At 36.4% G+C, this 13,749-nt stretch carries 12 protein-coding genes; 7 read left to right on the top strand and 5 right to left on the bottom strand.

Translation table 11 applies throughout. The features are described 5' to 3' along the window. Positions 1-83 precede the first annotated feature (83 nt). The 5 genes from ACFIK1_RS01150 to ACFIK1_RS01130 all read left to right on the top strand — a co-directional run bounded on the left by ACFIK1_RS01150 (position 84) and on the right by ACFIK1_RS01130 (position 7,657). Positions 84-431, top strand: coding sequence for a hypothetical protein (locus ACFIK1_RS01150; protein WP_375661885.1), 348 nt, complete (start codon positions 84-86; stop codon positions 429-431). A 206-nt stretch (positions 432-637) separates the two neighbouring features. After that, positions 638-1,003 carry a hypothetical protein gene (locus ACFIK1_RS01145; protein ID WP_375661884.1) on the top strand — a complete coding sequence of 122 codons (366 nt, stop codon included), beginning with the start codon at positions 638-640 and terminating at the stop codon, positions 1,001-1,003. A gap of 612 nt (positions 1,004-1,615) precedes the next feature. Next, positions 1,616-3,013, top strand: coding sequence for a threonine synthase (gene thrC, locus ACFIK1_RS01140; protein WP_375650418.1), 1,398 nt, complete (start codon positions 1,616-1,618; stop codon positions 3,011-3,013). Positions 3,014-3,096: 83 nt separating this feature from the next. Then, positions 3,097-4,371 carry a M16 family metallopeptidase gene (locus ACFIK1_RS01135; RefSeq protein WP_375661883.1) on the top strand — a complete coding sequence of 425 codons (1,275 nt, stop codon included), beginning with the start codon at positions 3,097-3,099 and terminating at the stop codon, positions 4,369-4,371. 400 nt (positions 4,372-4,771) lie between these two features. Then, complete coding sequence (locus ACFIK1_RS01130) at positions 4,772-7,657, top strand: EAL domain-containing protein (protein WP_375661882.1); 2,886 nt, start codon at positions 4,772-4,774, stop codon at positions 7,655-7,657. Positions 7,658-7,699: 42 nt separating this feature from the next. Here the strand turns inward: ACFIK1_RS01130 and ACFIK1_RS01125 are convergent, their stop codons facing one another. Continuing rightward, positions 7,700-8,284 (bottom strand): YqgE/AlgH family protein, encoded by a 585-nt coding sequence (locus tag ACFIK1_RS01125; RefSeq protein WP_375618404.1) that lies wholly within the window; start codon positions 8,282-8,284, stop codon positions 7,700-7,702. 71 nt (positions 8,285-8,355) lie between these two features. On the opposite strand from ACFIK1_RS01125, the gene ACFIK1_RS01120 reads away from it, so the two are divergent. Continuing rightward, complete coding sequence (locus ACFIK1_RS01120) at positions 8,356-9,234, top strand: protein-disulfide reductase DsbD domain-containing protein (RefSeq protein ID WP_375661881.1); 879 nt, start codon at positions 8,356-8,358, stop codon at positions 9,232-9,234. Positions 9,235-9,260: 26 nt separating this feature from the next. Here ACFIK1_RS01120 and rnhA read toward each other — a convergent pair whose 3' ends face one another. The 4 genes from rnhA to cyoE form a co-directional block, all read right to left on the bottom strand. Continuing rightward, complete coding sequence (gene rnhA, locus ACFIK1_RS01115; RefSeq protein ID WP_375634233.1) at positions 9,261-9,728, bottom strand: ribonuclease HI; 468 nt, start codon at positions 9,726-9,728, stop codon at positions 9,261-9,263. Positions 9,729-9,733: 5 nt separating this feature from the next. Beyond that, positions 9,734-10,693: a homoserine kinase gene (locus ACFIK1_RS01110; protein WP_375634231.1), complete on the bottom strand. Its 960-nt coding sequence runs from the start codon at positions 10,691-10,693 to the stop codon at positions 9,734-9,736. Next, complete coding sequence (gene ispH, locus ACFIK1_RS01105) at positions 10,693-11,748, bottom strand: 4-hydroxy-3-methylbut-2-enyl diphosphate reductase (RefSeq protein ID WP_375661880.1); 1,056 nt, start codon at positions 11,746-11,748, stop codon at positions 10,693-10,695. The genes ACFIK1_RS01110 and ispH overlap by 1 nt, the downstream gene beginning before the upstream one ends. Before the next feature lie 178 nt (positions 11,749-11,926). Next, a complete protein-coding gene (cyoE, locus tag ACFIK1_RS01100; protein ID WP_375661879.1) occupies positions 11,927-12,862 on the bottom strand; it encodes a heme o synthase in 936 nt (311 codons plus the stop codon). Between the two features lie 344 nt (positions 12,863-13,206). Here cyoE and ACFIK1_RS01095 point away from each other — a divergent pair, with 344 nt between their 5' ends. After that, complete coding sequence (locus ACFIK1_RS01095; protein WP_375611128.1) at positions 13,207-13,746, top strand: invasion associated locus B family protein; 540 nt, start codon at positions 13,207-13,209, stop codon at positions 13,744-13,746. The last annotated feature ends 3 nt before the right edge of the window (positions 13,747-13,749 follow it).

Raw genomic sequence — 13,749 nt, 5'->3', positions numbered from 1 at the left:
AAATATAAATGGATTACATAAAAATATCCAAAGTGTAAATTTACGCATATATATTTATATTATAAAATATTTGAGGTGAAATTATGATTAAAGTGTTTAAAAATTATATGTTAAATATTTTTATGGCGATTGCTTTTTTTCTTTCACAAGTTGTAAATGTTAATGCAAATCACTTGAGCAATAACTTACAACGAGAAGATGCTTTTGTAATCAGTCAGGTAAAAGAGAAAGTAACCCATATCGCATCTCTCTACGTTCCCAATTTAAGCTACGGAGCAAAAAATGGGACTACTGTTGAAGGAAGAGTTGAGAAAATAGCTCAGCCGGTCATAATAGGAGATTTCGGTTTGTCATTTTTAATAGGATATTTAGCACCCCTAGTGGGCTTTATCATAGCGGCGATAATAAATCATATAAAAAGACATAGATAACTCTGTATTTAAATTGAAACTTATAAAAACAAAATTTTCTAATTTCTCAAGTATATCCACACTTGTTCATTGTTATTGAACAAAAACAATAACCCTCACCACAGAAAAAAGAGCTGCACGCACTTATATCTCCTTAGTGTGTTCACCAGCTCCGCTGATTCGTTAAATTATCCACGCTGAAGTCAGAAAGGATTTGAGGTGAAATTATGACAAAAGTGTTTAAAAATTACGTGTTAAATATTTTTATAGTGATTGCTTTTTCTCTTGTACAAGTTGTGAATGTTAATGCAAGTCATTTGAGCAACACCCCACAAAAAAAAGATATTTCTCTTTTTGTAATGAAACAAGGGAAAAAAGAAGCAATGCGTATGGATACTCTCTATGTACAAAATTTAAATTATGGAGTGGGAAATGAAGCTCCCATTGAAGGAAAAATTGAGAATGTGTTTTTCGAACCCATTACAATAGGAACTTTTACCATGACGGGATCTTTTATTTTTGGTTTACTCTCTGGCGCTTTTATGTCCTTATTCGGCGGAATAATCGGGATAATAGTAGGTCTAACCAGATAATTCCAAAATAATTTAAAGCAATGTTTAAATTACATCCTGCTTCAAATAATTGGGGCAGGATTTTGTTGTGCTTTCTATAGAGGCTTTGTTCATTACTAATAATACCGCGTGGGATAAATATAATATCTCTTAGTACAAAATAATAAATTAAGCTAAACAACGATTATTCAAATTATAGATTTGCGTACGAAATGCCATAAAATTACCTTATAAATCTTTCAGTGTAAATTTTGTGCTGTATCATTTCAATATTCATTTTAGCAGATTTAATTATTACAAAGTATAAGAGCATAAAATAACTATGAATGGTTGATTTTTACAAAAAAAATCTTCAATAAATACCATTCTATCTATTTGGTTTTATTATTTAAGAAGGTGCACAAGTGAAAATACATTGTAAAATTTAAGTGAATGAATAATAGAGAGAAAATTTTCGACTGTAACAGATTTTCTGTGAACATTTGACGTTTATATCTCAAAAATAAAAATGCTTAAGACTATTTCCTTTCATTATTGAGTTTAAAAACTATCCATTTAATAATTTAAATATTATGAAAAACGTGAAATAAATAACTTCACCAATTTTCCAGAAATAAAAAAAGGATAAGACTTATGAAATATATAAGCACAAGAGGTGAAGCCCCTGTTCTAGGCTTTACGGAAACGATCATGACTGGGCTGGCTCATGATGGGGGACTTTATCTGCCAGATAAATTTCCTCAGCTATCATTTGATGCGTTACGAGCACTTCGTGGTCAGTCCTATACAACAATTGCTAAAACTATTCTGTGGCCCTTTGTGAATAACGAAATCGAATATACAGCTTTTGAAAATATGATCGCTGAATCTTATGCAACCTTTCACCATCCAGCAATCTGTCCGTTACGACAAACTGGAGCAGATGAATTTATCCTTGAACTCTTTCATGGTCCTACTTTAGCTTTTAAAGATGTCGCAATGCAGTTTCTTTCTCGACTGATGGATTATGTTTTGACTGAAAAAAATAGATGTGCAACGATTATTGCTGCAACATCAGGTGATACAGGAGGGGCTGCGATACAAGCTTTTGCTGGAAAAGAACACTCAGATATTTTTATTTTATTTCCTAAAGGACGTGTATCACCTGTTCAACAACGACAAATGACAACCAATCAATGTTCAAATGTTCATGCCATTGCCATTGAAGGAAATTTTGATGATTGCCAAGCTCTTGTCAAAGCAATGTTTAATGACCACAATTTTCGTAAAAAAAGAGCGCTTTCAGGTGTTAATTCTATAAATTGGGCGCGTATCATGGCGCAAATTGTTTACTATTTTTCATCTGCACTTTCCTTAGGAGCTCCTGATAGAGCTGTTTCATTTACTGTTCCTACTGGAAATTTTGGTGATATTTTTGCAGGTTATGTCGCAGCCCGTATGGGATTACCCATTGCTCAACTGGTCATCGCAACGAATGATAATGACATCCTTGCACGTACATTGGCAAGTGGTACTTACAAAACACAACCAATAGTTCATACAACATCACCTTCTATGGATATTCAGGTCTCTTCTAATTTTGAACGTTTGCTCTTTGAAAGTGGCAATCGTGATCCAATCTGGATTCGCAATGCAATGGAAAACTTGAAACAATCACGACGTTTTACTCTTAATGAAAAGCAACTCAAAAATATTCGTTCCCTATTTTCCGCTGGGAAAAGTGACATGGCTGCAACAGCTCAAACAATTGATAGTGTCTATAAGGAAAGTGGCTATCTTGTTGATCCACATACAGCTGTCGCTCTTCAAGTAGCGCGTGAAAACAAAAAACCGCATATTCCAATGATCGTCCTTGCCACAGCTCATCCAGCTAAATTTCCTGATACTATTAAAAGTGCTTGTGGCCTTCATGCCCCATGGCCATCTCATCTCAATGATGTAATGAAACGCGAAGAACACTTTATAAGTCTTGCTAATGATGAAAAAATAGTAAAAGATTATATCTCTTTAAAATCGCGTGCATCTTATTAAAGTTAGCTGCATTAATTTAAATCAAGAATATTCTAATACCCTTACAATGAGGTATTTAGCTTATTTAATGGAGTTGTAAATACATGGATGTAGATATATGTCGCCTTAGTAATGGTTTGACTATCGCCACACATACAATGCAACAAATTGATAGTGTTGCCCTCGGAATATGGGTTAAAGTGGGCTCACGCAATGAAACCTCCACACAGCATGGTATTGCTCATCTTCTTGAGCATATGGCTTTTAAAGGAACCGAAAACCGCACTGCTTTTCAAATTGCAACCGATATTGAAGATGTTGGCGGTGAAATCAATGCCACAACCAGTATTGAAACAACAGCTTACTTTGCACGTGTACTTAAAAGCGATATCCCACTTGCTATAGACATTTTAGCCGATATTTTAATGCATTCAAAATTTGACGACAATGAACTAGAACGAGAAAAACAAGTAATCTTTCAGGAAATTGGTGCTGCCCATGACACTCCTGATGATATTGTTTTTGATCACTTTACAGAAACAGCCTTTCGTCATCAATCCCTTGGACGCTCTATTTTAGGAACAGCTAAAACTATTCAATCATTTACATCTACTGATCTCCATGATTTCATCAATAAACAATATAGTGCAGATCGTATGATTGTCGTTGCTGCAGGAGCTGTAAAGCACGAAAGTTTCTTGCGAGAAGTTGAAAGTCGTCTTGGTACTTTTCGCTCCCATTCAACCGCACCTCTTACTAATCTTGCAAATTATGTCGGTGGCGACTTTCGTGAATATCGCGATTTAATGGATACACAAGTTGTTCTAGGGTTTGAAGGGCGTGCTTATCACGCGCGTGATTTTTATGCGGCCCAAATTCTTTCAATCATTCTTGGTGGTGGTATGTCTTCACGTCTTTTTCAAGAGGTAAGAGAGAAACGTGGATTATGCTATTCTATTTATGCTTTTCATTGGGGATTTTCAGATACTGGGCTTTTTGGTGTTCACGCAGCTACCGGACAAGAAGGACTCAAAGAACTTATTCCTGTGATTCTTGATGAACTTTCCAAGGTCAGCAAAAATATTCAAGCCAACGAACTGCAACGAGCACAAACGCAATATCGTGCAAATCTGACAATGTCACAGGAAAATCCCTCTAGTCAAGCACATCTCATTGCTCGCCAAATACTCCTTTATGGTCGACCAATTCCAATATCGGAAACAATTGAACGCCTCAATCTCATCACTCCTAAAAGATTAACTGATTTAGCACATCGTCTTTTTACAAACTCCACTCCAACACTAACTGCTGTCGGACCTGTAGGATCCCTCATAAATTTTGATGATTTAACGTCAACTCTTTCATCCAAGCTAAAGTAAAAAACTTCTTTTCAACACAGCATCACAATAACATACACATATTTTATCGTAAAATTTACCACAAAAGCTCTTCTCATTAAATAAGTTTTGGAAATATTGGGCAAAGAAGCGTACAAAACTACCCAATTCATACTTCATGTGATAAAGATTCTAATAAGTGAAGGTATATCCGTGAAATCTGGAAATTCATGGTTTAACTTTGCCCTTTTAAAATATAAAACTTCATTCGCTTCAGGTTCCATTGAAGCAAATGGGTGTGTGGTCTATTTGTATATAAAATCACATAACTTAAGAAAAAGTGATAACAATTTATTATGTAAATAAATTATAAAAGGTGGACGTTTTTTCTCAAAAATCGAAATGAAAATTAAACATCCTAAAATATTGAGAGTGGGACATTGTGAAGAGTTTGCGTAAAATAATTGACATCATTTTCATTGTAGTCGTTAGTTCTTTTGTCCATCTTACATCAGCACAAGCAATTGAACCAGTTAAAATTTCTTCTCAAGATGCTGCTCTTGATCTCTCAAAAGCAATTGAAATTCACCATACAAACAACTCTATTTTTCAAACAAGTACAGCACCAGGACCAGATGGTATTGTATGGCGTATTGAAGTGCAGGCAAAAAATGAAAAATTTTCCGGAAATTGGGCAGTTTTTTCTCTTGCAAATCCAACAGATGAACAAGTTGATCGTCTCATCGTTGCCCCCCATTACCGCATGGCACGTTCTGGATTTTTTTGGCCAGACCTTGGATCATCAAGGATTCAATCCATAACGCCAAGCGAAGGTTTTTCCCTCGATCGTCAACTTAGTGCAAACTCTGATATCTTTCGTATTACCCTTAACCCTGGTGCTGTTATTACATTTGTGGCCGAACTTAACTCTGCAAATCTACCGCAAATCTATTTATGGCAACCTGAAGCTTATAAAGATGCAATTAATTCTTATACGCTTTATCATGGTATTCTTCTTGGGATATCAGGTCTCTTAGCGCTTTTGTTAACTGTTCTCTTCGTCGTCCGTGGAACAGGGCTGTTTCCTGCAACAGCGGCAGTTGCTTGGGCAGTGCTTTTTTATATTGGTATTGACTTCAACTTTTTAAATAAATTCTTTGCAGTTACACTCACAACCCAACCAATCTGGCGTGCTGGTACAGAAGTAGCACTTACTGCTACACTCTTCATTTTTCTTTTTACCTATCTCAGCCTTAACCGCTGGCATTATCATTTTAGTTACGGTGCTATCGCTTGGACCATTGCGTTTTGCAGTCTAGGAGCCTTTGCTATTTATGATCCCATCAGAGCAGCTGGAATTGCGCGTTTGTCTTTTGGCCTTACCACTGTGCTTGGTATAATATTAATCATCTATTTCTCAATCAGAAGCTATGACCGCGCCATTATGCTTATTCCAACATGGTTGCTCATTAGCTTTTGGTGCGTTGGAGCCTATGCCTGCATAGCTGGACATTTAAACAATGATATTATCCAGCCAGCATTAGCGGGGGGATTAGTGCTCATTGTTCTTCTCATAAGCTTTACTGTCCTGCAACAAACTTTTTCTAATGACGCTTTCCATGAAGGAATATTTTCCGACCTTGAACAACAAGTACTCGCAGCAAAGGGAGCTGGAAATATTATTTGGGATTGGAATATTGAGCGTGACCGTATTGTTGTACATCCAAACATGGCAACCCTTTTTGGTACTGAAATTCATAACCTCAATGGACCTATGCGCAACTGGATTTCAGCCTTGCACCATGATGATCGTGAACGCTTTCAAGCCGTATTGGATATCATTCTTAAAAATAAAAAAGGGCGCATTGATCAAATTTTTCGGCTTTCTTCCGGTGGTGGTTATTATCATTGGTTTTCTCTTCGTGCACGTCCGGCTATGCAAAAAGATGGAAAAATCACACGTGTCATTGGAACCATTGTCAATATTACTAACCATAAAAAATCCGAAGAACGCTTATTGCATGATGCAATCCACGACAGCTTAACCGGACTTCCTAACCAACAAATTTTCTTTGATAGACTACAAAATTATACCTCTTTAGCGAAAGCAAATATCAAAATTAGACCGACTGTCTTTATGATTGATTTTGACAATTTTCGCCAAATTAATCGCAAATTAGGCATAGCAGTTGGGGATACTGTACTGCTTATAATCGCACGTCGTTTAAATCGTCTTATTAACTTTCAAGACACCTTATCGCGTCTTTCAGCAGACCGCTTTGCAATTATTTTACTCAGTGAAACCGAACCACAAAAAATTGCAGCATTTGCAGATCATTTGCACAAAACAATTTCAGCACCTATTTCACTTTCAGAAAATAAAATAATCCTTTCAACCTCTATCGGATTGGTTACATGGAGTGAAAGCCGATCGACGGCTAAAGATATTTTTAATGATAGTGAGTTAGCGATGATTCGCGCAAAACAAATGGGTGGGAACCATATTGAACCTTTTCGTCCTAATTTTCGCACTTTGGGTCTCGAACATAATACTCTGGAGAAAGATGTTCGTTATGCCATAAAACGTAATGAGATGAAAATCCTCTACCATCCTATTCTTAATTTATCAGACGGACATATTATTGGTTTTGAAACAATTGTAGAATGGCATCATCCCACTTATGGAAATTTAAATGTCTCTGATTTCATAAAAATCGTAGAAAATGAACAAATTGTTATGGATTTGTCACAATTTATCATCGATAATGCCATTATTGATCTTATAAATGTACAAGAAAAGTTTTCCCAACAATCTTTCTTTATTTCAATTAATTTACCAAGCGCAGAAATGATTCATCCTCGTTTTATCAGTCAATTGCGTGCCGCTTTGCTTCGCCATCCGCTCCACAAAGGGCGTCTGATGATTGAAATATCTGAATTTGTCTTAAGAAATAATCCTGAACAATCAGCGCACTTTCTTGAACAAATTAAAACACTTGGAATGAATCTCGCACTCGATAATTTTGGAACAGGTTATTCGTCTCTGACCTATCTCGTACGTTATCCATTTGATATGGTTAAACTTGATCGTTCACTTATCTCAATCGACTCTCTTAAGAAGAAAATTGTTCTAAAGTCTATCATTAATATGGCAACAGATCTTAATTTGCAAATTATCGCAGAAGGTGTTGAAAATGAAAAAGAAGCAATCTTCCTCCGTCAAGAAGGCTGTAAATATGTTCAAAGTACACTTGTGACAAAACCGATTGCCATAGAAGAATTAATTACGCTCGTTCAGAGCCATTTCCCTTATAAAATAAAAACATAAGGGATAAAATAACGTGTAAAGTTAAAAAGCTTAGAAAAAACTCTACGCGTGTCCCATTTCAGAAGCAAGATAAGTTGGATCGATACCCATGCGTGTTAAACTTTTATCATATTTGCAGCTTAAATCGCTTTCAAAAAGAAAACTAGGTGATGTAGAACTGATTAGCCACCCATTTGTAGAAATTTCTGCCTCAAGTTGCCCCGCTTTCCATCCAGCATAGCCTAATGCGACCAGTGCATGTTGCGGACCTTGTTCGCAACTGATCGCTTTTAATATATCAATTGTCGCAGTAAAACAGATCTTATCTGCAATAAAAACAGTTTCTTCACAAGCATAATCATCTGAATGAAGAACAAAACCACGCGAAGTATCAACAGGACCACCATAGCGAACTGGAAACTGTTTTATTGGTTCAGAAAGACTTTTTTTTTGGCCACTGTCTATGATTCCTAAGTGAAGCAAAAGCTCTGGAAAATCAATATGATGCAATTGATTGAGAATGATGCCCATCGCACCGGCATCAGAATGCGCACAAATATAAATAACAGAACGAATAAAGCGTTTGTCATTCATCCCAGGCATTGCTATGAGTAATTGTCCACCTAAAAAGCCATTACACCGCTTCATTAATCTGTTATTCTCCATAATTTACATGATAAAAGTTTGTTCATTTAGCACACTAGGAAAATAAAACTCCAATGAAAAAAAGTTATATATTTACAAATTTACAAAATATCGCAACTTTCTTTTATAAAAAGCTTTTAGTTACTTTAAGCTTAACATTCATAGTTTTAGAATTACTTAACATTCCTGTAAATGCTCAAACAGAACAAAAACTCCAGCTTTTCGCAACATCTTGGTATGAATCAGATGGTGGTCGTATCCGATTAGCGATCACTGAACCTTCTCTTTCTGGAATAAGAGAAGGCATTATTGAAATTGAGCTTAAACCAGGATGGAAAACTTACTGGCGTAATCCAGGTAATTCTGGCATGGCACCATTTTTTAATTTCAACCAACAGATTTCTTATGAAATCTTTTATCCTACTCCACAGCTTTTTGAAACAGAAAATGATTGGTCATTAGGTTATAAAGATAAAGTAATATTGCCCTTCAATCTTTCTAGTTCAAGCAAAAATTTAAGTGGTGCTTTCACTCTTGGATTATGTCACAAAATCTGTCTTCCATTTACTGTTAACTTTGATTTTTCGCCATCTGCTCTTAAAAATAAACAGCTTCCTGCTTCCTTCTTAAAAAAGGCGCAAGATTCTTTGCCACGCATGGCGCAGAATGCACTAAAAATAAGTGCCGAAAAAAATAACAGTACCCTTCTTATAAAAATACAAAATAATAACAAAACCACTCCTTCCTCTCTCTTTTTAGATGGAGGAGAAATGCAAATTGGAGCAGCAAGAAAAGTCAGTGATAACGCAGAATATACACTCTTTAATGCTCCACTCTATTTCGCACCAGAAGAAATAAACCAAAAAATTTTTTATACAGTTTCTTTTAAAGATCACGCCTTAAGTGGAACATTCATATTCCATACGCAGCCAACCCCTCTTGCGTCTCCGTGATAAAAGAAAAAGCTCTCAAACAGCAATTATGCTGGAAAACGTCCATTTTCACGATATTGAGTAATTGCTTTGCGAGCAAGGGCATCTGCGCGTTCATTTTCTGGATGTCCCGCATGCCCTTTTACCCAGTGCCATCTAACTGTATGACAAGAACTAGCATCCTCAAGAGCTTGCCATAGCTCCATATTTTTAACAGGATTTTTTGATGCGGTGCGCCAATTATTCTTTTTCCAATCTTCAATCCACTTAGATATACCGTTACGTACATAAACTGAGTCTGTATAAAGATCGACCAAACAGGGCTCTTTAAGCACCTTTAATGCACAAATTGCCGCCATGAGTTCCATTTGATTGTTTGTCGTATGGACCTTACCGCCATAAAGCTCCCGTTCATGACCATTCCAGCGTAAAATTGCCCCCCACCCTCCAATTCCAGGATTCCCTGAGCAAGCACCATCTGTATAAATTTCAACGACTTTTTGTTGAGTTGCCATAAAATTTAAAAACCTAATTCACTTAGCGAATTTACATTACTGAAAAAACAAAGCTTGTGCCAATACTCCCATGGATCTTTCTTAATAACAAAGCTATTAGGCGGTGTATTAAACCAATCATATAGACGTGTGAGTAAGAAACGTAGAGACGCACCACGAGCTAATAAAACCATCTTGTCCAATTCTAAAGGGATCAATGGTCTTATTTTTTGATAATTTTCCAATAACTTACGTGCTTTGGTAAGATTATAGGAATGATCAGGCTCAAAGCACCAAGCATTTAAACAGATCGCTAAATCATAAGCAAAAAAGTCATTACAAGCAAAATAGAAATCTATCATCCCAGAAAGACGATGATTCACAAAAAAAACGTTATCATTAAATAAATCTGCATGAATAATGCCTATTGGTAAATTGAACGGCCAATTTTCCTGTAAAAAAGCCAATTCCAACTCAATTTTTTGTCCAAATTCTTTTAACAATGCATCTTCTTTGGTTTGACAACGTTGCCACAATACCTGCCAATCCATAACAGAAAGAGTATTTTTACGACTGAGTGTAAAATCCTGTCCTGCTAAATGTAATTGTGCTAACCCCATCCCCACTTCGCCACAATGATCTATGTTGGGCTGGCGGATCCACTCTCCTTCCAGAAAAGTAATAATAGCAGCAGGACGTCCTGCTAATTCACAGATCATCATTCCATCATTTTGAATAACAGGTTTAGGACAAGGAATTCCACGTTGTCCTAAATGCTGCATCAAGCGACAAAAAAAAGGTAAATCATCTTTTGAAATACGCTTTTCATAAAGTGTTAAAATAAATCGCCCTTGTGTTGTCTCTAACATAAAATTGGAATTTTCAATCCCCTCTTCTATACCTTGATAAGACAAAAGTGATCCTATTGCATAACGTGTTAAAAACACTTTTAAATCATTTGGGTGAATATCTGTATAAACGGCCATTATTCTGCTTTCGTTGTAGACATGTCTGTATTCTGATTTTCATTTTTTGCATTATTTGCTTGACCATTGACGAAAGCCATATCTTGAGACGTTAAAATGACGTCACGTAATTCGCGACTCACTAAAAATTTTTCCGTTTCTACCGCTGTTTCAGCTAATTCTATTGTGACATCATAACGCTCACGAAACGCTGAAATAATTTCATCAATAATAATTTCAGGAGCCGAAGCCCCTGCTGAAAGACTGACAATAGAAAGAGATTTTAGGTTTTCAAAATTAATTTCATCAGCGCGCTGAACTAAAATAGCTTGTCGCGCACCAGACTTTTCGGCAACCTCTACTAAACGTCGTGAATTAGAAGAGTTTGGTGCTCCAACAATCAAAAACAAATCACTCCCCTTTGCCGCTGCTTTAACCGCATCTTGTCGATTCGTTGTAGCATAGCAAATTGATTCAGCCGCTGGGGCTGCTAATGTAGGAAAACGTTGTTGTAATATATCGATAATTCCTGCAGTATCTTCAACAGAAAGCGTTGTTTGTGTAACAAATCCTAATTTATCTGGATCATTGGGTTGATAATGCAAAGCATCTTCTATCGTTTCAATAAGCGTCACAACCCCTTCTTCAAGCTGTCCCATTGTCCCTATCACCTCAGGATGACCAGCATGACCAATCAATATAACATGACGACCATGACGTTGATGTCGTATCGCTTGTTTATGAACTTTCGAGACCAAAGGACATGTTGCGTCGAGATAAAAAAAATTATAGCATCGTGCTTCTTCTGAAACAGATTTTGGTACACCATGAGCAGAAAAAACAACTGGTTGATTGCGATGTTCTTCTGGAATCTCATTAAGTTCTTCGACAAAAACAGCACCCCGTTGCTGTAATCCCTCAACCACGTAGCGGTTGTGTACAATTTCATGACGAACATATACTGGAACACCATATTTTTTTAATGCAAGCAGAACAATCTGGATAGCACGATCAACCCCTGCACAAAATCCACGTGGACCACAAAGACGTATCGTTAAAGGGGGAAGTCCAGACATAAATCATCCTTAATCTCTATAGCTTTATCATATTCAAACAACCTATCATTATACATGAATAAGCAATGTAAAAAACGCGCAATATCATCTTTTGCATAAGAACACACTCTATCGTATTTTCTTACAGCATTTTCTTGAAGAAAAGCTCTTTTAAAATTTGCTCTTTCATTTTACGCGACTAAAGAGCGATAAAATACCAAACAAGAGATTCAATCAAAAGAATTCCAAAGATAGCTGCCAAATAAAGTAATGAAAAGAAAAACGTTTTTTTGGCCATCAAAATAGTTTCATTATGTGTATCAGCTTTCCATAAACGATAGGCAAAATAAATAAAGATAATGCTTAAAATTGTTGAAAAAATACCATAAAAAATTCCGCCAAGACCAGTAAAACACGGAGCAGCAGCGCATAATGCCATCAAAACAGTATAAAATAAAATCTGTTTTTTTGTTGAATGCTCACCTCGTACATTAGGCATCATAGGGATACCTGCAGCCTCATAATCAAGAGATGAAAATAAAGAAAGAGCCCAAAAGTGAGGAGGGGTCCACATAAAAATGATTAAAAATAATAAAAAGCTATCAATACTCACTGTCCCTGTTGTCACGGCCCATCCAATCATTGGTGGAAAAGCCCCAGAAGCACCACCAATAACAATATTTTGTGGTGTGATACGCTTTAACCAAATTGTATAGATAACGACATAAAAGAAAATCGTAAACGCAAGAAAAAATGCCGCAAACCAATTAATGAAGCTCCCCATAACCAATACCGAGAGCATAGAAAGAACCATGCCAAAAATAAATGCCTTTTGGGAGCTGATTTTACCCATGGGAATAGGACGCTTTTTAGTCCGTTCCATCACAGCATCAATGTCAGCATCATACCACATATTCAATGCTCCCGCACCACCACCGCCAACAGCAATACATAAAATTGCTAAAAAACCATACAACGGATTGATAGGAACAGGCGATACAAGCAAACCAACCAGAGCCGTAAAAACCACAAGAGACATAACACGTGGCTTTAATAATGTGATGTAATCACCAATACCGGATTTTGGTGGCGTTGATTTACCATTCACAACAGATAACTCTTCTGAAACTGACATTCCACTCAAAGCCCTTTTCCATTTCTGTCATTCACAAACCCAATATTATCTGACAAATATTATCTAGCGTATGGAAATGACCAATTAAGACCAATCGTATTTTTGAGAAAATATGAAATATCTCTTTCGCACGTATCCCCTAAAAGTAAATGGAAATATTGGCAATAAAAATACATTTTTTCAATCAACGTTCTCTCCACATTACAAATGTATCATAAAAATATATCATATGAATTAATATATTTGGGTAAATACTGATTTTGTGTTATAGTTTTTTATGGGGAGTTCATTTTTTTATGTAAATCTATGCATGGTTGTGGGTGTTGAGTCGGATAGGATTTTCTGTGATACTTTATAAATTACTCAAAAAAACTTTTTTTATTGGTGCTGTTCTTTACACACTTTATAGTAGTTTTATCAGTCATGCATTTGCACAAACACCCTATGCACAAGATGTCCCTGCTCCACAAACCTATGGTGCATGGACAAAAGTGTGTTCTCTACCACCAGGTACACCTAACATGCAGTGTGAAGTTGTACAAAACGTTCACACACAAGGGCGTCAAGATATTACCTTGCGTGTTACATTTTATAAACTTCCTCAAAAGCAAGGTGCCTTGATGCGTGTTTTTGTTCCGATTCGCGTTGAATTACGTCCTGGCGTTGGAATTAAAATTGACGATAAAAATATGGGCAGAATGGAATATCGTCGTTGTCTTGGTGATAATTGTGTTGCTGAAGCCTTTCTTAAAGAAGACATATTGCAGCTCTTTTTAAAAGGAAAAATGGCAACCTATTTTATCTTTACAACTCCTGAACAAGGGATTGGAGGTTTTGTTGACCTTCATGGTCTTGGCGACGCCTATGCAACCTTACCGACATGAATG

It is taken from the genome of Bartonella sp. OC16QHHD, from assembly GCF_042194035.1.
Classification (GTDB): domain Bacteria; phylum Pseudomonadota; class Alphaproteobacteria; order Rhizobiales; family Rhizobiaceae; genus Bartonella.
The sequence above is the reverse complement of the archived record's forward strand: the minus strand, read 5'-3'. Positions and strand labels throughout refer to the sequence as shown.